This is a genomic window from Nordella sp. HKS 07, assembly GCF_011046735.1.
Classification (GTDB): Bacteria; Pseudomonadota; Alphaproteobacteria; order Rhizobiales; family Aestuariivirgaceae; genus Taklimakanibacter.
In genome coordinates this window covers 367,135-391,198 of record NZ_CP049258.1, presented here as the reverse complement: position 1 = coordinate 391,198, position 24,064 = coordinate 367,135, and the positions used below count along the sequence as shown (strand labels likewise).

The following is a 24,064-nucleotide window of genomic DNA, read 5'->3' as shown; positions in this document are numbered from 1 at the left end:
GAAAGTTCCGGAAGCCGGCGATCCGGTTCCCACCATGCGAGTGTAAGGACTAAAGCTCCTTCTCCGCAAGCTCCCGGAAATCATCGGGGACCGAACGCGGTGGCCCAAGAGCAACTGAAGCATAACCGACTGCTTCCCAGCCGAAGCGCTGGCGCACTTTGTCGATGGCGCGATCGGCCAGGAAACGAGCCATGCCCGGCCTGGCGCCGGGCAGGCGCTTCTCGTCGGCAAGACCGAAGGGCAATTCGAGTTGAAGCCAGGAGCGGTCATCGAGATGCGATACCGAGATCGCCAGCAGCGAGATGACCGTTTCCCGCGGATGATCGGCCAGCACGCCGCGCATCAGATCCTCGGCGATCTCGGCGAGGATCGCGGTCGCCGATACCGGAGCGTCGAGCGTCACCGAGCGCGTGACGGAGCGCAGATCGGCGAAGCGGACGCGCACCGTGACCGTGCGGCCGGGACGCGATTTTGAGCGCAATCGCGTGGCGACCCGGTCGGCGAGATGGCGCAAAGTTGGGCGGAAGACACGCTCCTCGGCGGGCTTCCTGCCGAGCGCCGATTGGGCGCCGGCTGACTGGGCGCGGTGGTGCGTCCTGATCTCGCGCGGGTCACGGTTCCAGGCGAGTGCGGTGAGTTTCTCGCCCGCGGCAGGCCCGAGCAAGCGCACCAACGCGCCTTTGTGCGTGTTGGCGAGCGCGCCGATCGTCGTGATCCCGAGGCTTGCGAGCCGCGCCTGTGTGGCCGGTCCCACTCCCCACATCAGCTCGACCGGCAGATCATACAGGAAGGCGAGCTCGGCGTTGGGATCGACGATGACAAGCCCATCGGGTTTCGCCACTTGCGAGGCGATCTTGGCCAGATGTTTGGTGCGCGCCACGCCGACCGATATGGGAAGACCCAGCTCCAGGCGCACGCGCCGGCGGATCGCCTCGGCGATCTCGGCAGGGGGGCCGAAGAGATGCGTGCAGCCTTTGACGTCGGCGAAAGCTTCATCGATCGAGATCCGCTCGACGAGCGGCGTGAAATCGCCGATCACGCGGATCGCAGCGTCGCCCAGCCGCTGATAATCCTTGAAATGGCCGCCGACGAAAATGAGACCGGGACAAAGTTCGCGGGCCTTGCGTCCCGGCATGCCGCCCCTCACCCCGAAGGCTTTCGCTTCATAAGAGGCCGCCAGCACCACGCCGCCGCCCACCGCGACCGGCTTGCCGCGGAGCGACGGGTCGAGCAGTTGCTCCACCGAGGCGTAGAAGGCATCGAGATCGGCATGCAGGATCGTGGCGGGACTTTCCATTCCTGGAGCCTTCGCAGCGCTGAGTCAAATTGGAACATAATGAGAACAGATGGAATGACTGTCAATCCACTTCGTCGAGCCGTCGCATGAGGGCACAAGCGCTCACTGCGCAGCCTGCGGAGATCAAGGTCCTGATAACCGGGCTTTCCGGAAACCGACCCAGGTCTCCCGGCCCCTTGTCGGCGGCCTTATTTCCGATCCTGCCTGGATTTGCCCACTTCGACACCGCCGCGCGCCCGTGTTATTTTCGCCGGAGCCACTGCTGCAACAGGGCGATGCAGACATGATCGCTAACCGCCGATTGGTCGCGATTCTGGTTGCCGACGTTGTCGGTTACAGTCGGCTCATGGAGGCGGATGAGTCAGGAACGCTAGCGGCGCTTCTGGACTGGCAAAAGGCAATACTCGAGGTGGTCTTGCGCCGGCACGATGGCCGGCTTGTCAAGCTCATGGGCGACGGTGTCCTCGTCGAGTTCGGGAGTGCCGTCAATGCGGTCGCCGCGGCGCTAGAGCTTCAAGGAAAAATGGCGGAAGCCAATGAGAACGTGGCTGGAGACCGGCAGATCGTCCTTCGGATCGGTATAAATCTCGGCGACGTCCTCGATGAGGGGGAAGACATCTATGGCGACGGCGTCAATATCGCCGCGCGTCTCGAAACGCTATCGGAGCCAGGTGGAGTCGTAATCTCTCGTGCCGTTCATGAGCAGGTGCGCGGCAAGATCGACGCCACGTTGGACGATCTCGGCGAACATTCCCTCAAGAACATTGCCAAGCCGGTAAGGGTGTTTCGAGTAAGTGCCGGGAAGAGCGCCGCACCTTCATTGGGAGCTCGTCCCTCTTCGTCCGAAAGGCCCACCATCGCCGTTCTCCCCTTCTTTAACATGAGCCGTGATCCCGAACAGGACTATTTCAGCGACGGAATCACCGAAGACATCATCACTGAACTCTCGCGCTTTCACGAGCTGTCGGTCGTGGCGCGCAATACGTCATTCCAGTATCGCGGGAAAGCCGTCGATGTGAAGCGCGTCGGCCAGGCCCTGCGCGCACAATATGTTGTTGAAGGGAGCGTCCGAAAATTCGGCAGCTATACTCGCATTACCGCGCAACTCATTGACACGGAGTCCGGCAACCATCTTTGGGCTGAGCGATTTGACCGGGATCAGGAGGATATTTTTGTCGTCCTGGATCAAGTTATCAGTTCGCTGGTTGGCACTCTTGTCGGGCGCCTTGAGGCTATGGGTGCGGGGCAGGGCAAACGGCAATCCACCAGCATGAGGGCGTATGACTTCTTCCTGCGTGGACTGGCGTTGCCCGCTGGAGACATCGCCGCAGAGCGAGAAGCACGCATATTGTTCGAAAAGGCGATCGAGCTCGATCCGAGATTCGGACGAGCTTACGCCATGATCGCTTATCTGCTTGCTCAAGATTGGTTCCGTGAGCCCGCCGATTCGAAGGCAACGCTCGAACAGGCTCTCGAAGTGGCCAAGACAGCGGTACGGCTCGATGATACGAATGGTCACAGTCATCAGATCCTTTCCTGGGTCTACCTGAATCTTCGCGAACTCGAGTCGGCCGAGCATCACTACCGACGCGCCATGGAGCTCAATCCAAACAGCGCCGCGAATCTCACTGGGATGGGAGATCTGCACATCTTTTGGAGCCGAACCCAGGAAGGATTCGAGTGGTATCGCCGGGCAAAGATCGTCGACCCGCATTTCAATCCCGCTTGGTGGTGGCGAATGATCGGTGTCGCGCATTTCAATGCCCGTCAGTATGATGAAGCCGTGACCGCATTCAGTCGGGCGCCTGCCTTACCGGCCTGGGCCCACGCTTATGTGGCCGCCTGTCACGCGTATGGGGTCCGGAACGAGAAGGCGCACGCTTCGGCCGCAGAGGTGCTGAGGTTGTTTCCCGAGTTTTCGGCGCGTCGGCTTGCGGATAAAGAGGCCTACAAACTCCCTAACGACAGGGAGCATCTGCTCGCGGGGCTGCTCAAAGCCGGGTTGCCAGAGTAATTTGGGGAAGCATATGCGGCGGCTGTGGCTACCTTAAATCGCTGGCTCATCTCACAGGTGATCGCGCTCCCTATTTCACCCTCTGGATCAGCGACATCGCGGCGGCGGGCGCCTTGGGCTTGAAGCCGTTGATCATGAAGACGAAGACGTCGCGCGATTTGGGCGGTTTCGCTTCCGGCTTGGCGATGGTTTCGAGATCACCGGGTGCGCCACCCTCGGCCCATGATTTGGCGCGCTTCGCCCAGTCGTCGAGCGCCTTGGGCGCATAGCCGGTCTCGATTGTCTCCGACATGCGCTGCAGGCGGGCATAAACGAAAGGCGCCGTCACATCGGCGATCTCGGGGAAGCTCTCCTTGTCGGTATAGACTGTCGCCACCTTGTATTTGCGCAACAGCTCGATGAATTCCGGCACCTTGAAGCTTGGATGGCGCACCTCGACCACATGGCGCAAGGGCAGACCGTCCTGCGTGTCGGGAAGAAACTTGAGGAATGCCTCGAAGTCGTCGGGCTCGAACTGCTTGGTCGGCAGGAACTGCCAGTTGATGGGACCGAGCTTCTCTTTCAACTGGGTGATGCCGCTGGTGATGAAACGTTCGACCGACTGGCCGGCCTCGGCCAGCACGCGGCGGTTGGTGCTGAAGCGCGTGCCCTTGACCGAAAAGACGAAGCCCTCGGGCGTCTCGTCGCGCCAGCGCGCGAAGCTCTCCGGCTTCTGGCTGCCGTAATAGGTGCCGTTGATCTCGATCGCGGTGAGCTGCCGGCTTGCATATTCGAGCTCGCGCTTCTGCGCCAGGCCTTTGGGGTAAAAGCTGCCGCGCCAGTCCTCGAAGGTCCAGCCGCCGATGCCGACGCGGATCTTTCCGGTGGGGGACTTGGCCATGCGATGATCTCCGGGACTGGGAACGGGCGGTGAGACTACAACAGGATTTTAGAGGTGTCTGCTGTCAGTGTCTGGCAGCAGTCTTGCCATAGGCCTTGAGGAAGGTGTTGACCGCCTGGGTAGCGGCGGCGCGGATCTGCGCCTCCGTCGGCTTGTCGCCCAGCAGCGTGCCGACATAGAGATCGGCATTGACGAGAGCCTGAAACTGGCGCGCCGCGATGTCGGGATCCTCGATTTCGAGATAGCCCAGATGATGCAGTTTGGCGAAGCGGGCACCGATTGCCGCCCAGGCCCGCTCGGGGCCGAGCGTGCGCCAGGGCGCGAAGAGCTCGGGGTAACGTTCGCCCTCGGCCTGGATCAGCTTGCGCAGAATGATGCAGTCGCGGTTGCACAGGCAGTTGGAGGCGAGCTTCGCCGCGAAATCGACAAGTTCAGCGGCCAGATCCACCGGCCGCTCGGGGAAGGCGGCGAGAGTGGCGAAGAGAGTGGCGTTGGCGCGTTCGGTCATGTCCTTGACCACCGCGGTGAACAGCCTCTCCTTGTCCGTGTAGTGATTGTAGATGGTCTGGCGCGACACGCCCGCCTCGGCGGCGATCGTCTCGATGCTGGCGCTGGCGAAACCATCCCGGCAGAAGACCATGGTCGCCGCGTCGAGAATGGAGAGCCGCTTGGCGGCATGGGTTCGGGGCGAGGAGCCTGCGATGGTGCTGACCAGTTCTGTCATGTCGCAGGGATAATAGGGGGGCTTGACAGTTTTGACAACTCTGTCCAATAATTTAGGCTAATCTGTCTTGCGAAGTCGCGCCCACTTGCCCCGACTCCTCGCGCGACCGTGATTTCTGATTGAATTCAATAACTTCGAGGTTGCGCCGGCCTGCCGGCGCGGCCCGCGACGGGGGATCTCTACGCCATGCAGACGCATTTCATCCGCAATGCCGTGATTCTGGGACTGCTTTCGGCGATCGGGCCATTTGCCATCGACATGTATCTGCCGGCGCTGCCCACCATCGGACAGAGCCTCAATGCCGATATCACGTCGGTGCAGCTGAGCCTGATGCTGTTCTTCATCTCCTTCGGCGCCTTCCAGCTCGTCTTCGGCCCGCTCTCCGATATGTTCGGCCGCAAATTGCCGCTCTATATCGGGCTCACGCTCTTCGCCGTCGGCGGCATCGGCTGCGCGCTGGCACCCGACATCACCACGCTCAACATCTTCCGCTTCATCCAGGGGATCGGGGCCTGCGCCGGCATGGTGATCTCGCGTGCGGTCGTGCGCGACCTCCATACCGGCATCGAGGCGGCGCGAATGATGTCGCTGCTCATGCTCGTCTTCAGCATCTCGCCGATCCTGGCGCCGCTCACCGGCTCGATCGTCATCGGGCTCGCCGACTGGCGCGCCGTGTTCTGGGTGGTGACGGTGGCGGCGATCCTCGGCATCGTCATGATCGCGACCATGCTGCCGGAGACGCGGCCGCAGGCACAACGCGTCGAAAGCGGCGTCGGTAGCGCGCTCGCGGCCTATCGGCTGCTGTTTGCCGACGGCAATTTCCTGGCACTCACGTTCATCGGCGGCTTCGGCATTGCGAGCTTCTTCGTCTATCTCGCCAATTCGCCTTTCGTGCTCATCGATCATTACGGCCTCACGCCAACGCTCTACAGCGTCTTCTTCTCGATCAATGCGGTGTCGTTCTTTGCGGTGTCGCAGATGACCGGCAGGCTCGCCGACCGTTTCGGTCTGACACGGGTCGTGCGCGTGGCGGTCGTCGGCTATTTCGTTTCCATTGCGGCCCTTTTCACTTTGTTCGCTGTCGGGGTCGATCGCCTCGATGTGCTGGCGGTGTTGATGTTCATCGGCTGTGGCTTTCTGGGCCTTGTTATTCCGACCACGGCGGTGCTGGCGCTCGAGGATCATGGCGAGATCGCCGGCACCGCTTCGGCGCTCATGGGCACCTTGCATTTTGCGGCGGGCGCCGTTGCTGTTGCCCTTGTCGGCCTCTTCGTTGATGGAACGGCATTTCCGATGGTGGTGGGCATCGCCGCCTGCGCCCTCATCACCTTCGTCCTGACCGAGGCGATCCTGCGGCAACGGAGGGTCGTCGATGTTCCCGCCGAATGAATTGTGCCTCCGATGGGAACCAATACCACTTGGAGCTGTTAATTCAGCAGTCTCGGCAACAGGAGCCGTCCCCCAGCTGAGGCGAGGGTCGCTCCAGGGATGACAAATCCCTGAAGCGACCCTTTGATTTTTGGCACCCCTGAGCACCCTTTTGACAAATCCCCGAATATCGCGAAGCTTGGGCCCTTGAATCACTTCGGGAACCCTCATGCGCGCCAAATCCAAAGCCATCATCACCTGTGCCATCACCGGCTCCATCCACACGCCGTCAATGTCGCCGCATCTGCCAGTGACGCCGTCCGATATCGCCAGCCAGGCGGTCGAAGCCGGCAAGGCCGGGGCGGCGATCCTGCATCTCCATGCGCGCGACCCCAAGGATGGCCGGCCGTCGCCGTCGCCCGATCTGTTCATGGATTTCCTGCCGCGGATCAAGCAGGGCACCGATGCGATCGTGAACATCACGACGGGCGGCGGGCAGGGCATGTCTCTCGACGAGCGCCTTGCGGCGGCGGAGCGGGCGTCGCCCGAAATGACCTCGCTCAATATGGGCTCGATGAATTTCGGCCTGTTCCCGATGCTCGGACGCTACAAGGAGTTCGCGCATGACTGGGAGCGCCAGCATCTCGACCGCTCGCGCGACTTCATCTTCCGCAATACCTTCGGCGACATCGAGCAGGTGCTGCAGCGTCTGGGCGAGGGGCATGGCGTCAAGTTCGAGTTTGAATGCTACGATGTCGGCCACCTCTACACCCTGGCGCATTTCCTCGACCGCAAGCTGGTCAAGCCGCCGCTCTTCGTTCAGACGATCTTCGGCATATTGGGCGGCATCGGGCCCGATCCGCAGAATGTGCTGATCATGCGCGACACGGCCGAGCGCCTGTTCGGCGATCAGTATCACTGGTCGGTGCTGGCGGCGGGGCGCTTCCAGCTCCCCTTCTGCACGATGGCGGCGACCATGGGCGCCAATGTCCGCGTCGGCCTCGAGGACAATCTGTTCCTCGGTAAGGGCAAGCTCGCCAAGTCGAATGCCGAACTCGTCGCCAAGATGCGGCATATATTGGAAGAGCTGTCGATCGATGTCGCGTCCCCTGACGAGGCGCGGCAGATGCTCGAACTCAAAGGTGCTGCGAATGTGAAGTTCTGACCGAGGCGCCGGGCGCCGCCTCAAGTTCAGTGAAAGTTCCAAGAAGCGGAAAGCCCTGATCTTTCGATCAGGGCTCTCAACACTGCTAGCAAGCAAGGAGTTTGCTTCATTGCTGTCTAGCGGCATTGAGTCAATTCAGAAGTCGCCCAATGGTTCCAGACGTCCGGCAGTTTTTCGCCGATCTGTCAAAGCGACGCACGTCCCTGGTTATGGCGGAGCGACCGGCGGGAACTTGGATTTCAGTCACGCATTAAACGATGGAGAGTGACGGAAAGGCGTTGAATTGCCGAAGAAGAGACGATTGACAAAGACCGCACAGCTGGAGCGGCAGATAAAGCGTGCGCGCAAGCTCGCGCTCACGTCAACAGGCCCGGTTGCAGAGCTCTATTTGCTGCATGCCGATATCTGTGAGCGAAAGCGACAGCAATTTCGCCGGCGTTGAATCGGCATCCGGAACTGGGGTCTTCGCATAGCAAGGGATTGCGATTCGACTCGATCGGTCGCCGGGCCGTTCATGTCTGGGCAGATATGCAGTTGCGATGGATGCTCAATTTGAAAGGAACAAACTGGCGCGCGATTTGTTTCCGCTAGTCACTATCCCCCAAACAGGAGTGAAGACATGAATCGCGATCAAGACAAGAAACAGCATGGCCAGGCCGGACAGCAGCAGCAGGGCAATCCGTCTCAACGTCCGGGCCAGGACCAGCAGGGCGGCGGCACGAAGAACCCGGGTCAGCAGCAGCAGCAGAACCCGAATCCTGCTCGTCGTGACGACGAAGAAGATGACCGCACCCCCGGCGGTCAGAACAAGTAGGCCCTAGACGGGAAGCCCGTCTGATCGACGGGCTTCCTGTCGCTCATGAGGCTCCATCGCGCGTGCGAGTACCTGGAACAGATTGCTCGTGGGCGACTGTTCCCCTAGGCAGAGATCCACCGCATGGACCCGCATTTTCTGGAAGTCATCCTCCGGTTGGGTAGCGCGACCGCGGTCGGCGTGGTTATCGGGATCAATCGCGACCTCAACAACAAACCGATCGGGATGCGCACGCTGGGATTGGTCGCACTGGGAGCGGCAGTGATCGCGCTCGCGTCGATCGAGATGGGTGACATGCATCTTCATCCCGACGCGCTGAGCCGCGTCGTGCAAGGCGTGATTCAGGGAGTTATGGCCGGTGTGGGCTTCATCGGCGCCGGCGTCATTCTGCGCGACCCTCAGGCGCAACGCGTGGAAGGAATAACCACCGCGGCCAGCGTCTGGGTCACGGCGGCGCTGGGCATCGCCTGCGCTTTTGCGGCATGGCGGGTTGTGGCGGTGGGCCTCGTCATTGCGGTAGTGCTTCTGGTGGTGCTCGCCTGGATCGAACACTACTCATCGCGCTAATCGGAGTCGTGCCGCCGGTTGCAGGGACTGCAACGTCCGCGCGTTCCGTGTGCTCCCCCAAGACGACATGGAAATGAGTGGCCCGCCGGAGCTGGGGGTTGGGGCGCGCTCCTGGCGGGCCTGGTCGAGCCTGCTATGCGCAGGCGATAGGAAATTCACGAGCTTTCGATTTGTTCCAAATCGGCTTCTTGCCGAGCTTGCTCTGCGATGTGGGGCCATGGTCCAATAGAAGTCCGTCAGCCAGTATGCCTATGCTTAATTGTCCTCAGGTCCCCGGACCTGAGAATAAATGTCATAGGTTTGCGATTTTGGCGCGGAATGACAAGAACTTTTGCTCGCCACGCGCTGGAGTGCCTGCAGGGGTATCCCTTCGTCCGAAACACTTTTGAGAGAAGGCAACTGATGAGGCTAATTCACCACGCCCGGCACGCGCTGCTCGGGGTCATCGCCTTGATCTGCGCATATGGCACGGCGACCGCCCAGGAAGGCCTCGGCGCCTTCATGCCGCATGAGGGAGCCACGGTCACCACCGCCTGGGCCAATGCCTACGGGCCCGATGCGGAATCGTGGATGCGCTTCGCCAATGTCGGGCCCCAATCCTTCGACATCAACTATTCCAGCTCGCGCGGGACAGTTGCGGTGCGGCGGATCTTCGTCTCCGACCGGATGAACGGGCGCACTCTCGTCCTGGGCTACAGTGCGAAGATGCCTCTGGTCATGTCCGGCACAACTACACTCGGCACTTCGGCGGCGGTGCTCGAGGAGCAGCGCTCGAGCGGGCAGGCCTCCTCTAACCTCATGTACAACGCGGCCATGGCGACCATGCCCGGGACGTTCACACTGGTTGAAAAAAGCAAGATGTCCGTCAATCTCGACGGCAACCCGGTGGATGTGCCGGTGATCCATGCCAACGGCAGATTCCAGGATGGGCGGCAAAGCGCCGTCGGCGATTTCTATTTCCTCGACAACAAAAACAATCCGATGCTGCTGCAATACAGTGTCCAGTTCAAAGGAGAGAAGACGCCGCGCAGCGAACGCTATGTCCTGGTGACGCCTTCGGCGGATGAGCGGGCCAAAATGGAGCAGGCGCTTGCGGCCCGCAAGGCCTATACCACCTACGGCATTCACTTCGATTTCGACAAGGCAAGCGTCCAGAACTCCTCGCTTCCGCTCTTGAAGCAGATCGCCATTGCGCTCCGCAATAATCCGCTGTGGACGCTGTCGATCACCGGGCACACGGATTCGATCGGCGACAAGTCATATAATCTGAAGCTCTCCAAGGCCCGGGCAGAATCCGTGAAGGCTAGGCTGGTGAAGCTCGGCGTCGATCCTGGCCGTCTGAGCACCGCGGGAGCAGGCGCCGGCCAGCCTGTCGCGACAAACAATACCTTGCAGGGACGCGCCCTCAACCGCCGCGTCGTCCTTGAGCGTACCGACCGATAATGCCGAGTCCTATGAGGAGTTCATCGAACATGATTCAGGCGACACGTCTTCTACTGGCCGGGCTCGCGCTCTGCGCTCTGGCGGCAACCGCCTCTGCCGCCGATAAAATCGGCAACTGCGAAGTGACAGGCGCCAAGGGCTCGATCCCACTTGCCGCGCCGGCGGTTCCCGGACAGCTGACAGTGGCGGTCTCGCTGCCGGCGCCGGTCTGGTGGAACGGCGATACCGCGGACACGATCAAGGACGGCATGGAATATTGCATGGCGGCCGAAATCGCTTGGCGCGCCGGCTATGACAAACTCAAGGTGGTGCCGGTCGAATTCGTGCCGCTCGTCCAGGGGGAGGTCAAGGACTTCGACCTGGCGCTGTCCGAGATCTCGATCACCAAGGCGCGCAAGAAGGTCGTCGACTTCTCCGTTCCCTATTTCAACTCGGACATAGGGGTGCTGACGCGGACCGACGCGCCAGTCGACCGGAAGTCGATCAAGAAGGTCACAGTCGGAATCCAGCAGGGCACGACCGGTGCGGCCTTCGCGCTCGATGTCCTGAAAGTGACCGACTACAGTGTCTATGCCGAGCGCGCCGATCTGCTCAAGGCGCTCAGCGATGAGGACATACAGGCGGTCCTGACTGACACCTCGATCACGCTTTCCGCCGAAGCGGGCAGCGCCGGAAAAACCAAGGTCGTGGGACAATACAAGACCGGCGAAATCTACGGGGCCCTCTACCCCAAGGGCAACGCAAACAACAAGACACTGGACAAGATCATGCAGGCGATGATCGACGACGGCACGCTGAAGAAGCTTGCCGCCAAATATCTGGCCTCGGCATGGGGCAGGGATCCCGCCAGTATACCTTACTTCAAGCCCTAGATCACGGTCAGCTCAGGTCGGTTTCGACCTGAGCTGATAAATATGATCAAAATCGCAATTTTGGCGCCGCCGGTTGAGTTCCCGGCGGTGGGGTCCTATGAGTGGGCGCCATGGACACCCAAGCCACATCATTGATTTCCCCAACTCGCCACCGGCCCCATTCCGCCAAGGCGGCGCCGTTCCTGCCGATGTCTCGCGCCGAGATGACGGCGCTCGGTTGGGACGCCTGCGACATTGTGCTGGTGACGGGCGATGCCTATGTCGATCATCCGAGCTTCGGCATGGCGATCATCGGCAGGCTGCTCGAAGCCCAGGGCTTCAGGGTCGGCATCATCGCGCAACCCGACTGGCAGTCGGCGGAGCCCTTCAAGGCGCTGGGCAAGCCGGCTCTGTTCTTCGGCGTCACCGGCGGCAACATGGACTCGATGGTCAACCGCTACACGGCGGACCGCCGGCTGCGCCATGACGACGCCTATACGCCGGGCGGCGAGGGCGGCCGGCGGCCGGACCGCTGCTCCATCGTCTACTCCCAACGCTGCCGCGAGGCGTACAAAGACGTGCCGATCGTGCTCGGCGGCATCGAGGCGTCGCTGCGCCGCATCGCGCATTACGACTACTGGTCTGAGAAGGTGCGCCGTTCGATCCTGGCTGACGCCAAGGCGGATCTGCTGCTCTACGGCAACGCCGAGCGTGCCGTCGTCGAGGTGGCGAACCGGCTCGCCGCCGGTGCTGCGCCGCGCGAACTCGACTCCATCCGGGGCGTGGCACTTTTCCGCCGCGTGCCGGATCACTACACCGAACTCCCTGCCGACGATCTCGACTCCGCCGATGAGGGTGCCGCCCGCCAACCCGGCGACACCGTGATCCGGTTGCCGTCGTATGAGCAGGTCGAGCAGGACCGCGAGGCCTATGCCCGCGCCTCGCGCGTGCTGCACCGGGAGAGCAATCCCGGCAATGCGCGCGCCCTCGTCCAGCGCCACGGCGACCGCGACCTGTGGCTGAACCCGCCGCCGATCCCGCTGACCTCGGAGGAGATGGACGCCGTCTACGATCTGCCCTATGCGCGAGCACCTCATCCGTCCTACGGTGACGCCAAGATCCCGTCCTGGGACATGATCAAATTTTCGGTGATGATCATGCGCGGCTGTTTCGGCGGCTGTACCTTCTGCTCGATCACCGAGCACGAGGGGCGCATCATCCAGAACCGTTCGGAAGGTTCGATCCTGCGCGAGATCGAGCTGATCCGCGACAAGACGCCGGGTTTCACCGGCGTGATCTCCGACATCGGCGGGCCGACCGCCAACATGTACCGGATGGCGTGCAAGGATCCCAAGATCGAGGCGGCGTGCCGGCTGCCTTCCTGCGTGTTCCCCGACATCTGCCCGAACCTGAACACCTCGCATGACGAATTGATCCGGCTCTATCGCAAGGTTCGCGAGGTGAAGGGCGTCAAGAAGGTGATGGTCGCTTCCGGCCTGCGCTACGACCTCGCGGTGAAGAGTCCCGAATATGTCAAGGAGCTCGTCACCCATCACGTCGGCGGCTATCTGAAGATCGCGCCCGAGCACACCGAGCGAGGCCCCCTGGACAAGATGATGAAGCCGGGGATCGGCGCTTACGACCGCTTCAAGGAAATGTTCGATGCCGCCGCGAAGCAGGCCGGCAAGAAGTATTATCTGATCCCGTATTTCATCGCGGCGCATCCGGGCACGACCGACGAGGACATGATGAACCTCGCGCTCTGGCTCAAGAAGAACCGCTACCGAGCCGATCAGGTGCAGACATTCCTGCCGTCGCCGATGGCGACTGCCACGGCCATGTACCATACCGGAGTCAATCCGCTGCGGGGCGTCAGGCATGGGGCGAGCGACAAGGTCGAGGCGGTCAAAGGGCTTCGGCAGCGCCGGCTGCACAAGGCGTTCCTGCGCTACCACGACCCCGACAACTGGCCGGTTCTGCGCGAGGCCCTGAAAAAGATGGGTCGCGCCGATCTGATCGGTTCGCGCCCCGACCAGCTCGTGCCCGCCCACCAGCCGCCCGGCACCGGCAAGGCCGCCGGCACGCCACGGCCGATGCGGCGCACCGGCAGGACGCAACGCTTCACTACGAAGGGCGTTCCACTCCCATGAACGTGTGAATGCGTGAGCGCGGGTCACGCGGTCTGATGGGTTCGCTGCCCACCACCCTCACCCTGAGGCGCCTGCCGAAGGCGGGCCTCGAAGGGTGGTAAGCGGCAAGACTTTTGTGCCTGGATAATGCTTCGAGGCTCCCCCGGCTCAAGGCCGGAGTCGCACCTCAGCATGAGGGTAAAGTCATCGCCATCCGTGGTTAATTCGATGTATTGGCCTATCTGGGCATCGCTTCTGACACACTCGAGACGGCGTTGCGCAGTATGTGCCGCTACTCGAGAATATTCTCTGAGGCCCTCCAGGCCGATCTCACGCTTGACGGCAGTTCGGGCACGCTGAGTTCACACCCCAGCAGAGATCACTTGCCGAATATCCGTCAGGTAGCCGAGTTCAGACACGGTATCATCAGCGCGAGGGAGATCAGAAAACTGGACGATCTCGACAATTATAGACTGATCCCCGCCTCGGCGATCTGGGTTGGAATAACCTTGCCGAAGAATTGAGTGAACGCCCGGGGTGGGCTTTGATCTTGGCAACGAGTGGCGTGAAATACTTGCGGGAAATATCGGTCGACGGCCCGCCGATGATGCTCAGCGAGCAGCCCAAAGAAGCCCGCGTTTCAAAATCGTACGCATTTCAGGAACTTGAAACTCTTTACTTGCATGACCCAGGGAAGAGTAAAACACTCGCCCCTGACCATGACGATGCTTCCACACCACTGGCATCACGACGCCTTTGGTCCAGGGTGCGTATTGGCCGGAGAACGTCGTGGTGGCGAGTACCTCGATCGAAGGATCGACGTGCAAATAATACTGTTCGGACCGATATGGAAAATCCTTTATACCCTTCATGATCGGATCATTGGGCTTTGTAATATTGACTGTATAGTCGACATTGTAGTCGTTTTTTGGATCGCCCGGATGGCACACCCACTGTCCTCCGCACATGAATTGATAGTCGACCGCTTCGCGGAAGGCGTCACCCATCCCGCCGTGATAGCCACCAAGGCCTACTCCGCCTTCTACCGCCTTGCTTAGATTATCAACCTCCTTCTTCTCAATCTTTGACTGCGTATAGATTGGTACTATCAGACTGAGTTTCGAGATTGCCGGATCCGCAAAGGCTTCGGTGGAGGACTCCAGGCGTACCTTCATATCCTCTTCTTCGAGCATCTCTTTGATAATGCGAGCGCATGTTTCCGGTTCGTGACCAGGCCATCCACCCCATACGATCATGACTTCACGCATTTGGCTTTCTCCCAATTACTCCAAGTTCAGGACTTATGGGCATCGCTTCCGGTCTTAGTGGTCGGCTTTCAATCATGATGTGCATACCGCGGTCAGACGAATGCTGCAATGCTTCCATCACCTCAAGAACGTGGAACGCGAGTTCACCACTGGCACGGTGGGGGTGATCCGATCGAATGGCATGCGCCATGTCGGCAACCCCAAGTATTCGATAGTTTGCATCCGAATACGCATGTTCGGTAGCAACTGGGGACCACTTACCCGACCCGGTGGAAATTTCTATTTGGCCTCCGAATGTATTGGGATCGGGAACGCTCAGTGAGCCATCGCTTCCATATAGTTCGATATGCCGATGACCGTGGGACACGACGTCAAAACTCATCGCCAGGGTAACTATGGCCCCCGTCGCAAATTCTAGAATCCCCGCAACATGAGTTTGAATCTCCACCGGAATTCTAGTGCCCTTCAGCGGTTCACTTTTTACTGTTCGCTCGTTTCGCGTCCGTGACGCAATCGCAGTGACTCGATTGATTGGACCCAAAAGATTGACCAGGCTCGTAATGTAGTAGGGCGCCATATCGAGTACCGGCCCACCCCCAACAGCATAGTAAAAGGCGGGGTTTGGATGCCATTCCTCGTGGCCCGGGCACATGAAGAATGCCGTTCCGGCTATGACTTGGCCGATAGCGCCATGGTCGACAAGCTTGCGGCAGGTTTGCTGTGCGCCACCAAGAAATGTGTCCGGCGCACAGCCGACCCGAAGTCCCTTTGCTGTCGCCAAATCGATCAGGCGAGAGGCTTCAGCGACCGTGATTCCGAGGGGCTTCTCCGAGTAAACATGCTTTCCAGCAGCGATGGCCTGAAGACCTACTCCGACATGCGCTTTGGGTATGGTGAGATTAATTACGATTTCGATATCGTCATTGTGAAGAAGATCATAAACGCTTTTGGCCGGAACGCCGAATTGATCTCCACGGGCTTTTGCGACTGCGGGGTCGATGTCGGCGACAGCACGTATATCCAGAACAGGGAAATTTTTCGACGCAGAAAGGTAAGCCGAACTGATATTGCCACAGCCGATAAAACCGATTCCGACGGGTCGCATTCCGTTATCCCATACTAATCGATCATATACACTGGCATGAGTGCACTGGAGAGAAAAGGACTAATATCCGTCACCGGTTGCGTGATATTTCGCAGTTACGTCCCGTGCGGCTCCTAGCACCTCACACCCCCGCCGCTGCCTTCACGCAATATGCCGGTGAGCTGCTCTTGAACCGGCCCTTCCCCATCGTCCACCCCCTTCTCAAGTGACCTGCCCCCCCTTTCGGACCAGTTTGCGGGGCTCAGGTCAGTCGCCAGAATGACCGTTATCCATCTAAAAATGGGTCCGGGGGGACTCCATTGAATTCGAGAGTGTTCGGATGGTAGATTGAAGTCCGTCGATATTGGGGGCAACAACCGATTGCCACTCCTAATCTGTGTAAGGACAATCACGAGCTCAGGAGGAATCGATGAGACTTGATCGAAATAGCATCCTGTGGGCCACAACGAAGGCTATAGTAGTGGCTGTGACCGTATTGCTTGCGATCGCGCGCGAACCGGCAGTTTCGAAAGCGGATCCAATCGATATTGTCATGTGGAACAACCCGGTCTCAGAATCCTATACGAAGTTCTGGAAGAACTATGTCGACGAGTTCACAAAGTCGCACCCCGACATCCACATCAATTATGAGGAATTCGATACGGAGACTATGAAAACCAAAGTCCGCGCCGCTCTCCTTGCGGGCACCGAGCCGGACATTTGGTTTTTCAATCCTGGCGAGTTTACGACGATCAATCATCGCCAAGGAAAGATTCGCGGCCTCAACGATATTCTCCCGGTTTCTGACTACACCAAGGGCGGTAGGTCCGCGTGCGGCGATGGCGACGAAATGATCTGCATACCGCTCTACCTCGCCCCGAGTGGTTTCTACTACAACAAAGCCCTATTCGCGAAGGCGGGCGTGGATCCCAGTTCTTGGTCTGACCCAGGCCGTCCAACGCTCACGGAGTTCAATGCAGCTGTTGACCGCCTCCTCGCGGCCAACATTCAACCCATAGCGATGGCGAACTCGGCAAAATGGCCTTTTATGTTTTTCTATTGGGCGGCGCAAAACCGCTACGGCGGAACCAAGGCACTCAGTGACGCGATTTTTGGCCAGAATGGCGGATCTTTCAAAGATCAGAGCTTTGTCAAGGCGGGACACTTTCTTCAGGACCTTGTCAAGCGATCTGCGTTCGGTACTGGTTTCAATGGAATGGCCGAATCTGAGATTTATTCGCAATTCAGCCAAGGAAATGCTGCCATGATCTACATGGGCCCATGGGCTGTTTCCATTACTGGAGAGCAGGCTCCATCGGGGTTCGAATACGACCTATTTGACTTCCCAAGCATTGAGGGCGGTGATCCGGACAGCCAGGGCGACATGATGGCAGGTGTCGATGCGCTTTTCGTATCGAGTTCCACAAAACACCCTAAAGAAGTCGGGGAATTCCTTTCTGGGTTCAGCTCACCAGGTATCGCGCGCCAATTTATGATTGAGACCGATAGTATTTCCACCATCAACGGGGTGCTTGAAGATGTTGTCAAATCTGGCAAGGCCAACGCGAAGATTGCCCGCCTCGCAGAGCAACTTGCGAAGGCAAAGCACACATATCAGTGGTGGGATTGGGCGCTTCCGCCGGCTCCGGCGGAGGAAATGCTGAACCTGTCGCAACCACTTGGCGAGCTTAGTGTGACGCCTGAGGAGGCCGCCGCGCGGATCGAGAAAGCCGCTCGTCCTTGATTGGTTTAGGAACCGGTCGCGGGAGGGACCTTGGAAGGCAGCAATTTGTTGCGGCCGCGCTTTTGAATCTGCCGGCGCTTGGTGTCCTCGCCTTTTTCTTTCTGCTTCCGGCGGCAATAAGCCTGTGGTTTTCTGTCCGCGATTGGAACGGCCTTACCGATCCAACCTTCATAGGACTACAAAATTTCCGAGAGCTTTTACATTCCGCGCGATTTTGGCACGCGTTTTGGATCAACGTGGCTCTGGCCGGTTTCACTTTGATTACTCAAGTACCCCTCGCATTTTTTGTGGCCCTGATTCTCTTTAAGCGCCGTCACCAAACGAAATTGCTACGCTCGCTTGTGTTGTTTCCGCAAGTTTTGTCAATCGGTGCAGCCAGCCTGCTATGGCTTATGATCTACCATCCGACGAGAGGCCTCCTGAACAACGCTCTCACTTTCATCCTGCCGATAGACGTAAAAATCGCCTGGCTCGGCTCATCTTACACAGCCTTGGGTGCCGTGATTTTCGCTACCAACTGGTACTATTTCGGTCTACACACTTTAATTTTCATGGCCGGGATGTCTGGGATTCCTCGAGAATACTACGAGGTCCTCAGATTGAGTACGAACCGCCTTCGTGACGAGCTAATTCATGTAACGCTTCCCCTTTTGCGAGAGCAGTTTTTGGTATCATTTGTGCTCGTCATTGCCGGATCGTTCGGCCACGTGCTCGGCTTTGTATCTATCCTTACGAACGGAGGGCCAGCCGGTAGCACCGAGTTGCTCGGTCTTTACGCCATTGAAATGGGATTTCGAGCCGGACGGTTCGGTCTTGCGAGTGCAATCACCGTCGTGATTCTTGCCGTCGTGCTGTCGATCGTTATTTGGCCCATCGTGCGAATTGCGCGAACTAGGCTCGAATACGCATGAGCCGAGCAGTCACGGCTAGCAGGTTCCCGATCGCTGGCCGTATCGGGAGTGTCGCGTTCACGATTGCGCTTGCGCTGATGACCATCGGGCCGGTCATTTGGCTTTTCTCTGTCTCCGTGAAGAGCAAAAGCGAGTACGCAGCTTCTCCATTCGGCGTTCCGACTTCGCTCAGATTTGACAATTATCTATTCATCCTCACCAACTCTGAATTCCTTCGCTTTGCGTGGAACAGCTTGCTCGTAACCTCCAGCTCAGTGTTCATCATTCTCGTATTGTCGACTCTTGCTGCTTACGCGCTTGCGCGGCTTGATTTTGCGGGAAATCGCCTGCTTTTTGTTGCGTATCTGTTTGGTGAAGTTATCCCGCTCTTCCTGATCCTGCTGCCCCTTTACGTGCTGCTTGCGAATACCGGTCTCGGGGGGACGCTCCTCTCGCTCATTCTCGCCTATACTGCTGCCAGTCTCGGGATATCAATCTTAGTGTTGAGAAGCTATTTCCGGTCAATTCCCACCGAAATCGAAGATGCGGCTCGGATCGATGGCTGCAACACGTTATTGGTGATCTGGCATGTCATTATCCCTCTCACGAGGCCGGGCATTGTTGTAGTCGCGGTCTTCAATACATTCAATCTTTGGAATGAGTATTTGCTCGCGGCATTCCTCTTGCCGAGCCAGAAGTTGTTCACTTTGCCCCCGGGCTTAGCTGCAAGCTTTGTGGCTCAGTATGCAACCAATTGGCCAGCGATGGCAGCGGGCATTTTGCTTTCAGCAATTCCGCTGATTGTTATATTCGTGTTCGCGCAGGACAAGATCGTCGAAGGCTTTTCGTTTGGTTCGAAATGAATTGCAGCTGTCATGCGAAGAGAGGCAGCGGCGTTATGATGGCAAGATAGGCCCGGTGGGTTGGCTTGGCGATAACCAGGCAAAGGGCGCCAAGGAGATAAAGCGCCAGTAAGATGACGCCGCCCAGCAGGCTATCGGCGCCGCCCTGGGTGCAGGTCCCCAAATTGAAGGGCAGGACGCCGTTGAGAGCCGCCAGATACAGGAAGGCAAAACCTGTGAAGGCGAGCATCGCTGCGGCTCCTATGTTTCTATGATCGGGATCTGCGGCGCCGCCTCGCGCGGCATGTGGCCGGTCAGGCGCGGATCGGGATGGATTTCGATCGCCGTCTGATAGGGCGTGAAGCCCGAACGGCGATAGAAGGAAAGGGCGGCTGGGTGATCAAAGCTGCACGTGTGCACCCAGAAGCGCTTGATCGGTTTGGCCCAGGCAAGTCTTATGGCTTCCGACATCAGGAAGCGGCCGGCACCCTTGCCGATCTCCGCCGGCACCAGGCCGAAGAAGGTCAGTTCACATTCGCCGGCAGTGCGGAAGTCGATCTCGAGGAGACCCGCGACGGCTTCGCCGCGGAAGAGGCGATAGAGCCCGATATCGGGATGCTTGAGGATTTCGGCGAGCTTCTCATCCGCCATCATCAGGCGCGAATACCATAGCCATTCCTCGCCGATGGTCTTGAAGAGCGTGCGGTAAGCGGCGAGATCGGGATCGCGCCAGGGCTTGAGAGCAAGCTCCGGTGCGAAGATATGCGGCGGCCGGTGTGCCGGCGGCGCCGTCATTTCGAGGAAGGTCGCCACATTGGCGACGTGACCGGGCGGAACGGCCGAATAGCCTTCGGGCAGGGGCGGACGAGAGAGCGACATGCCGCGTAACCAGCCTGTGCCGCACGAAATGTCAAGTCGAGCAAATCCCGCCAAAGTTTGGCGATAAGGATTTGCTCCAAGATAATGATTTGGCGCGAATCCTTTTCGGCGAAGTGATTTCACTTCGCCGGGATGCGCGCTAGAGACTGACCGACAGTCCGCCATCGACGGCCAGAACATGGCCGTTCACATAGGAGGCGGCGTCGGAGGCGAGGAACACGACCGCGCCGCCAAGCTCCGAGGGCTTGGCCCAGCGTCCCGCCGGGGTGCGGCTCTCGACCCATTGGGTGAAGGCCTTGTCCTCGAGGAGAGCGGTGTTCAACTCGGTCGCGAAATAGCCGGGCGCGATGGCATTCACCGTGACGCCGTGCCGGCCGATCTCGGCGGCCATCGAACGGGTGAGGCCATGGAGACCGGCCTTGGCCGCGGCATAGGCATGGATGGTCGGGCGGCCGAGGATCGCCGCCACCGATCCGGTATTGATGATGCGCCCATATTTATTGGGCAGCATGAGCCGTGCCGCATCGCGCGCGAGCCTGAAGCAGGCGGAGAGATTGACGGCGACGACGCGGTCGAAATCGGCATCCTCCCAGTCGATCAGCGGGCGGCGGTGCTGGATGCCGGCATTGTTGACGAGGATGTCGAGCTTGCCGTGGTTGGCGACGATGTTCGCCAGTGCCTCATGGCATTGCTTTGGGTCCGTCACATCGAAAGCGAGATGTCCCGCTTTCAGCCGGTCCGCCGCCGCACGCAAGGAGACCTCATCGCGCGCATTGAGGATGACTTTGGCGCCATGCTCGCTCAGGGCCTCGGCCATAGCGAAGCCGAGCCCGCGCGAAGCGCCGGTCACCAGCGCCACGCGGCCTTGGAGGGAAAAACGATCGGTCATGTTCTTCTTTTGAGACTAGCGCCTTTCCCGTTTTGATCGAATCAATAGATTCGATCAAAACGGGACAAAAAGGCTCGATTACATATATCTGGAGCGCTTCCTTCTCGCGAAAGTCGAGTAACTTTCGCAGGAAGCGCTCTAGGTGGGAAGAGCAGGCGGGACTAGCCCGCCTGCTCATGAGGCGCGATTATTTGCCGATGCAGGTGTCGGCGGTGTCCGGCGTGCAGACATCGAGGCCGGTATAGGTCGGGTCGGTCGGATTGCCCTTGCCGTCCTTCATATCCTTGAAGAACATCATGGTCTTGTAACCCATCTCGAAAGGCCGCTGACCGACCTGGCCCTTGGACAGGCCTTCCTTCATCAGCTCCATCTGAACGGGAAGCGTGTCGGCGACGACCAGCGCCAGCTTGCCTGAATCGATACGGTCCTTGTATTTGGTGACGGTCGCTCGATAGGCGTCGGGGATGAATTGCGGGAAGCCGCCGGTCGGCACGAAGGCGTCGAGGTCGGGAAGCTTGCCGAGCGTGTCCTCGAGCTGCTGCACCGAGCGCGGGAAGTCATCGTCCGTATAGAGCGGGCAGCCCGGCGCCTCGGTCCAGCCATTCTCACCCTTGAGCGGATCGCCGGGCGACGCCGCCGACTTCTTGCCGGAGAGCGTGTCGCGGATACCCTGCATGCGTTCATTGTGATTTGCGGCGGCCGCACCACCCGACTGGATGCAGATCGTGCCACCCTTGGGCTTCAGCTGCTGCACGATCTTCGCCAGATTGACGCCGATATCGTAGTTCTTGGTGCCGACATAGGCGATGCGCAGGTCCTTGTTCTCGGGCAGCACATCGGAGTCCCAGGTGAACACCGGAATTCCGGCTTCCTTCGCCGCCTGCAGCGCAACGGCCATGGCCGCCGCGTTGGAGGGCGACACGGCAATGCCGTCGACCTTCTTGGCAACGAGATCCTGCACGATCTGCACCTGCTCTTCGCCGCCGCCATGCTCGCCGGGGCCGATATACATGCATTCGAAGGCGCCGTTCGATTCGGACTCGGCCTTCTTGCAGCCGTCGCGCGCCTGATCGAAGAACGGGTTGTTCATGTTCTTTGGCACCAGCGCGAAAGTGAGTTTCTGTTGCGCCATGGCGCCTGCGGCGCCGACAGCGAGAAGTCCGGCGATGATCGCCGTACCAGTCAGGTATTTCAACATTCGGGATCCTCCACTTGCTCTTGCTGAGTTATGTCAAACCCGACGGTCCGTGTTTTCTCTCCTTCGCGAACCGTTGTTCTAGCGGTGCTTCCGGGGCAGAATTTTCTCAAACGTGGCGGCGATCAGGGATTTGCCGCCGCTTTGCATGCCGAGAAGAACCGCGAGAATGATGAAGGCGCCGACAAAGGCTCCTTGCCAATTGGAATCGATGCCCGCCATGAGAAGCGCGTTGCGGATGACTTCGAGCAGGGCCGAGCCGATCACCGCGCCGAAGGCCGTGCCCGCACCACCCATCAGATTGGCCCCGCCGATGACGGTGGCGGCGATGACGCGCAACTCATAGGACTGGCCGAGCGCGTTGATGGCCGAGCCACTATAGCCGAGGATCAGGAGCGAGGCGATGGAGGCGGTGAAGGCAGAAAAAACATAAGCGAGGAACTTGATGCGATCTACGGGCACGCCGGTGAGGCGGGCTGCCTGCTCATTGCCGCCGATGGCGAAGAGGTGGCGGCCCCAGGCCGTGAAATTGAAAGCGAAGCCGGCTGCCAGCGCGAAGACGACCATGGTCCAGAAATGCGAGGACAGCTGCGGGATCCAGGTGGGCAGCCAGCTGTCGGCGGTATGCAAGGGCCAGCGCCATTGGCCGATCGCCTTCACGATCGGGGCGTCGGGACCGAATTTGTAGAGCATCTGGTTGCCGGAAATTACGATCGCCAGCGAGCGCGCGATCGCCATCATGCCGAGCGTCACCACAAAGGAGGACATGCCGACATAGGCCACGAAGAAGCCGCTTACGGCGCCGCAGATCAGACCGGCGGCGAGGCCGGCGCCGAAGGCGACGTACCAGGGATACTCCCAGGTGAGGAAAAGCCCGGCGACGATGGCGACGAGGCCCATGATCGAGCCGATCGAGAGATCGATGCCGCCGGTGATGATGACCACCGTCATGCCGATCGCCATAATGCCGAAGGGCGCGAAATTGCGGGTCATGTTGGCGAAGTTCTCGACCGTGCCGAAGGCGTTGGGCTCGTAGAGCGCCATGCCGATGTAAAGGATAGCGAGCGCCACCGAGACCCAGAAGGACTGGCTGGCGAAGAGCTTGTTCAGCCAGGTCTGCTCGCGGCTCTCGGCGACATCAGAGATCGCGGCGTGGTCGGTTTCGGCGGTGGCTTGAGCGGTTTTAGGCGACACGGATCGCTCCCGTGATGAGGCCGGTGATCTCTTCCGGCGAGGTGTCTGACGTGTGCTTGTCGGCGACCTTGGCGCCGCGGCGCAGAACGATGATGCGGTCGCTCACCGCGAAGACGTCGGGCATGCGGTGGCTGATCAGCATCACCGCCACGCCTTGCGATTTCAAGCGGCGGATCAGTTCGAGCACTTCCGCCACCTGGCGCACCGAAATGGCGGCGGTCGGCTCGTCCATCAGAACGAGCTTGGCCCGGGAGAGCCGGGTGCGGGCGATGGCGACCGCCTGCCGCTGTCCGCCCGACATCTTGCGCACCAGATCGCGCGGTCGGGTCTCGGATTTGAGCTCCTGGAAGAGGGCGGCGGAGCGCTCGATCATCGCCTGCTTGTCGAGGACGCGAAAGGGCCAGACGCCCTTCTTCACCTCGCGACCCAGGAACACATTCTCGGCGGCGGTGAGATTGTCGGCGATTGCCAGGTCCTGATAGACGACCTCGATGCCTTTGCCGCGCGCCTCGATCGGCTTGTGGAAATGGCAGACCTCGTCCTCGACCGCGATCTCGCCTTCGCTTGGCGGGAAATTGCCGGCGATGAGCTTGACCATGGTGGATTTGCCGGCGCCATTGTCGCCCATCAAGCCCACCACCTCACCCGGCTCGAGCGAAAAGCTGACCTCGCTCAGGGCCTGGATGGCACCGAAGTTCTTCGACACGTCACGTATGTCGAGCAAAGCCAAGGGGACCTCCCATCGTGCCTGCTCTGGCGGCCGGCTTCACGAAAAACTACCCGGCCGGGATTTTGCATAGCTTCGACGGGCTTGTCGAGCGCCTTCA

At 59.9% G+C, this 24,064-nt stretch carries 23 protein-coding genes; 12 read left to right on the top strand and 11 right to left on the bottom strand.

What is annotated here, in order from left to right:
* Positions 1–49: 49 nt before the first annotated feature.
* Positions 50–1,297: a DNA polymerase IV gene (gene dinB, locus G5V57_RS01855; RefSeq protein ID WP_165165936.1), complete on the bottom strand. Its 1,248-nt coding sequence runs from the start codon at positions 1,295–1,297 to the stop codon at positions 50–52.
* Between the two features lie 283 nt (positions 1,298–1,580).
* Here dinB and G5V57_RS01850 point away from each other — a divergent pair, with 283 nt between their 5' ends.
* Positions 1,581–3,311, top strand: coding sequence for an adenylate/guanylate cyclase domain-containing protein (locus G5V57_RS01850; protein WP_165165935.1), 1,731 nt, complete (start codon positions 1,581–1,583; stop codon positions 3,309–3,311).
* A 70-nt stretch (positions 3,312–3,381) separates the two neighbouring features.
* Here G5V57_RS01850 and G5V57_RS01845 read toward each other — a convergent pair whose 3' ends face one another.
* On the bottom strand, positions 3,382–4,191 hold the full coding sequence (locus G5V57_RS01845) for a DUF72 domain-containing protein (RefSeq protein ID WP_165165934.1): 810 nt from the start codon (positions 4,189–4,191) through the stop codon (positions 3,382–3,384).
* A gap of 64 nt (positions 4,192–4,255) precedes the next feature.
* Entirely contained in the window at positions 4,256–4,915 is a 660-nt protein-coding gene (locus G5V57_RS01840) for a TetR/AcrR family transcriptional regulator C-terminal domain-containing protein (protein WP_165165933.1), read from the bottom strand.
* A gap of 186 nt (positions 4,916–5,101) precedes the next feature.
* On the opposite strand from G5V57_RS01840, the gene G5V57_RS01835 reads away from it, so the two are divergent.
* The 8 genes from G5V57_RS01835 to G5V57_RS35055 all read left to right on the top strand — a co-directional run bounded on the left by G5V57_RS01835 (position 5,102) and on the right by G5V57_RS35055 (position 13,776).
* Positions 5,102–6,304, top strand: a complete 1,203-nt coding sequence (locus G5V57_RS01835; RefSeq protein WP_165165932.1) for a multidrug effflux MFS transporter — start codon at positions 5,102–5,104, stop codon at positions 6,302–6,304.
* Positions 6,305–6,512: 208 nt separating this feature from the next.
* Entirely contained in the window at positions 6,513–7,448 is a 936-nt protein-coding gene (locus G5V57_RS01830; RefSeq protein WP_165165931.1) for a 3-keto-5-aminohexanoate cleavage protein, read from the top strand.
* A gap of 619 nt (positions 7,449–8,067) precedes the next feature.
* Complete coding sequence (locus G5V57_RS01825) at positions 8,068–8,262, top strand: hypothetical protein (RefSeq protein WP_165165930.1); 195 nt, start codon at positions 8,068–8,070, stop codon at positions 8,260–8,262.
* 123 nt (positions 8,263–8,385) lie between these two features.
* Entirely contained in the window at positions 8,386–8,829 is a 444-nt protein-coding gene (locus G5V57_RS01820; protein WP_165165929.1) for an MgtC/SapB family protein, read from the top strand.
* Positions 8,830–9,231: 402 nt separating this feature from the next.
* On the top strand, positions 9,232–10,272 hold the full coding sequence (locus G5V57_RS01815; protein WP_165165928.1) for an OmpA family protein: 1,041 nt from the start codon (positions 9,232–9,234) through the stop codon (positions 10,270–10,272).
* A gap of 29 nt (positions 10,273–10,301) precedes the next feature.
* Positions 10,302–11,144 carry an ABC transporter substrate-binding protein gene (locus G5V57_RS01810; protein WP_165165927.1) on the top strand — a complete coding sequence of 281 codons (843 nt, stop codon included), beginning with the start codon at positions 10,302–10,304 and terminating at the stop codon, positions 11,142–11,144.
* Between the two features lie 110 nt (positions 11,145–11,254).
* A complete protein-coding gene (locus tag G5V57_RS01805) occupies positions 11,255–13,273 on the top strand; it encodes a YgiQ family radical SAM protein (protein ID WP_165165926.1) in 2,019 nt (672 codons plus the stop codon).
* Positions 13,274–13,485: 212 nt separating this feature from the next.
* Positions 13,486–13,776: an AraC family transcriptional regulator ligand-binding domain-containing protein gene (locus G5V57_RS35055; protein ID WP_165165925.1), complete on the top strand. Its 291-nt coding sequence runs from the start codon at positions 13,486–13,488 to the stop codon at positions 13,774–13,776.
* Between the two features lie 87 nt (positions 13,777–13,863).
* Here G5V57_RS35055 and G5V57_RS01795 read toward each other — a convergent pair whose 3' ends face one another.
* Positions 13,864–14,520, bottom strand: coding sequence for a ThuA domain-containing protein (locus tag G5V57_RS01795; RefSeq protein WP_165165924.1), 657 nt, complete (start codon positions 14,518–14,520; stop codon positions 13,864–13,866).
* The gene (locus G5V57_RS01790; RefSeq protein ID WP_165165923.1) at positions 14,513–15,625 is read right to left on the bottom strand and encodes a Gfo/Idh/MocA family protein; all 1,113 of its coding nucleotides are present in this window, start codon (positions 15,623–15,625) and stop codon (positions 14,513–14,515) included. Before G5V57_RS01790 ends, G5V57_RS01795 begins: the two co-directional genes overlap by 8 nt.
* Positions 15,626–16,034: 409 nt before the next feature.
* Here G5V57_RS01790 and G5V57_RS01785 point away from each other — a divergent pair, with 409 nt between their 5' ends.
* Genes G5V57_RS01785 through G5V57_RS01775 form a run of 3 tightly spaced genes read left to right on the top strand, consistent with a single transcriptional unit; the run spans position 16,035 to position 19,101 of the window.
* Positions 16,035–17,348 (top strand): extracellular solute-binding protein, encoded by a 1,314-nt coding sequence (locus G5V57_RS01785; RefSeq protein WP_165165922.1) that lies wholly within the window; start codon positions 16,035–16,037, stop codon positions 17,346–17,348.
* Positions 17,345–18,259 (top strand): carbohydrate ABC transporter permease, encoded by a 915-nt coding sequence (locus G5V57_RS01780; protein ID WP_165165921.1) that lies wholly within the window; start codon positions 17,345–17,347, stop codon positions 18,257–18,259. Before G5V57_RS01785 ends, G5V57_RS01780 begins: the two co-directional genes overlap by 4 nt.
* On the top strand, positions 18,256–19,101 hold the full coding sequence (locus G5V57_RS01775) for a carbohydrate ABC transporter permease (protein WP_165165920.1): 846 nt from the start codon (positions 18,256–18,258) through the stop codon (positions 19,099–19,101). The genes G5V57_RS01780 and G5V57_RS01775 overlap by 4 nt, the downstream gene beginning before the upstream one ends.
* 10 nt (positions 19,102–19,111) lie before the next feature.
* Here G5V57_RS01775 and G5V57_RS01770 read toward each other — a convergent pair whose 3' ends face one another.
* From G5V57_RS01770 to G5V57_RS01745, 6 genes are all read right to left on the bottom strand, one after another.
* Entirely contained in the window at positions 19,112–19,330 is a 219-nt protein-coding gene (locus G5V57_RS01770; RefSeq protein ID WP_165165919.1) for a hypothetical protein, read from the bottom strand.
* An 11-nt stretch (positions 19,331–19,341) separates the two neighbouring features.
* Positions 19,342–19,959 carry a GNAT family N-acetyltransferase gene (locus tag G5V57_RS01765; protein WP_165165918.1) on the bottom strand — a complete coding sequence of 206 codons (618 nt, stop codon included), beginning with the start codon at positions 19,957–19,959 and terminating at the stop codon, positions 19,342–19,344.
* Positions 19,960–20,098: 139 nt separating this feature from the next.
* Positions 20,099–20,848: an SDR family oxidoreductase gene (locus tag G5V57_RS01760; RefSeq protein WP_165165917.1), complete on the bottom strand. Its 750-nt coding sequence runs from the start codon at positions 20,846–20,848 to the stop codon at positions 20,099–20,101.
* Between the two features lie 187 nt (positions 20,849–21,035).
* Positions 21,036–22,046 (bottom strand): substrate-binding domain-containing protein, encoded by a 1,011-nt coding sequence (locus G5V57_RS01755; protein ID WP_165165916.1) that lies wholly within the window; start codon positions 22,044–22,046, stop codon positions 21,036–21,038.
* 78 nt (positions 22,047–22,124) lie between these two features.
* On the bottom strand, positions 22,125–23,189 hold the full coding sequence (locus tag G5V57_RS01750; protein ID WP_246737763.1) for an ABC transporter permease: 1,065 nt from the start codon (positions 23,187–23,189) through the stop codon (positions 22,125–22,127).
* Positions 23,190–23,226: 37 nt separating this feature from the next.
* Positions 23,227–23,967, bottom strand: a complete 741-nt coding sequence (locus G5V57_RS01745) for an ATP-binding cassette domain-containing protein (RefSeq protein WP_165165915.1) — start codon at positions 23,965–23,967, stop codon at positions 23,227–23,229.
* Positions 23,968–24,064 lie beyond the last annotated feature (97 nt).

Bases quoted from the DNA above. Each gene is read 5' to 3' on its own strand.
- G5V57_RS01755 (WP_165165916.1), bottom strand. From the start codon at position 22,046: ATGTTGAAATACCTGACTGGTACGGCGATCATCGCCGGACTTCTCGCT.
- G5V57_RS01830 (WP_165165931.1), top strand. From the start codon at position 6,513: ATGCGCGCCAAATCCAAAGCCATCATCACCTGTGCCATCACCGGCTCC.
- G5V57_RS01795 (WP_165165924.1), bottom strand. From the start codon at position 14,520: ATGCGTGAAGTCATGATCGTATGGGGTGGATGGCCTGGTCACGAACCG.
- G5V57_RS01825 (WP_165165930.1), top strand. From the start codon at position 8,068: ATGAATCGCGATCAAGACAAGAAACAGCATGGCCAGGCCGGACAGCAG.
- G5V57_RS01850 (WP_165165935.1), top strand. From the start codon at position 1,581: ATGATCGCTAACCGCCGATTGGTCGCGATTCTGGTTGCCGACGTTGTC.
- G5V57_RS01840 (WP_165165933.1), bottom strand. From the start codon at position 4,915: ATGACAGAACTGGTCAGCACCATCGCAGGCTCCTCGCCCCGAACCCAT.
- G5V57_RS01845 (WP_165165934.1), bottom strand. From the start codon at position 4,191: ATGGCCAAGTCCCCCACCGGAAAGATCCGCGTCGGCATCGGCGGCTGG.
- G5V57_RS01790 (WP_165165923.1), bottom strand. From the start codon at position 15,625: ATGCGACCCGTCGGAATCGGTTTTATCGGCTGTGGCAATATCAGTTCG.
- G5V57_RS01760 (WP_165165917.1), bottom strand. From the start codon at position 20,848: ATGACCGATCGTTTTTCCCTCCAAGGCCGCGTGGCGCTGGTGACCGGC.
- G5V57_RS01815 (WP_165165928.1), top strand. From the start codon at position 9,232: ATGAGGCTAATTCACCACGCCCGGCACGCGCTGCTCGGGGTCATCGCC.
- G5V57_RS01785 (WP_165165922.1), top strand. From the start codon at position 16,035: ATGAGACTTGATCGAAATAGCATCCTGTGGGCCACAACGAAGGCTATA.
- G5V57_RS01820 (WP_165165929.1), top strand. From the start codon at position 8,386: ATGGACCCGCATTTTCTGGAAGTCATCCTCCGGTTGGGTAGCGCGACC.
- G5V57_RS01835 (WP_165165932.1), top strand. From the start codon at position 5,102: ATGCAGACGCATTTCATCCGCAATGCCGTGATTCTGGGACTGCTTTCG.
- dinB (WP_165165936.1), bottom strand. From the start codon at position 1,297: ATGGAAAGTCCCGCCACGATCCTGCATGCCGATCTCGATGCCTTCTAC.
- G5V57_RS01775 (WP_165165920.1), top strand. From the start codon at position 18,256: ATGAGCCGAGCAGTCACGGCTAGCAGGTTCCCGATCGCTGGCCGTATC.
- G5V57_RS01765 (WP_165165918.1), bottom strand. From the start codon at position 19,959: ATGTCGCTCTCTCGTCCGCCCCTGCCCGAAGGCTATTCGGCCGTTCCG.
- G5V57_RS01810 (WP_165165927.1), top strand. From the start codon at position 10,302: ATGATTCAGGCGACACGTCTTCTACTGGCCGGGCTCGCGCTCTGCGCT.
- G5V57_RS01770 (WP_165165919.1), bottom strand. From the start codon at position 19,330: ATGCTCGCCTTCACAGGTTTTGCCTTCCTGTATCTGGCGGCTCTCAAC.
- G5V57_RS01805 (WP_165165926.1), top strand. From the start codon at position 11,255: ATGGACACCCAAGCCACATCATTGATTTCCCCAACTCGCCACCGGCCC.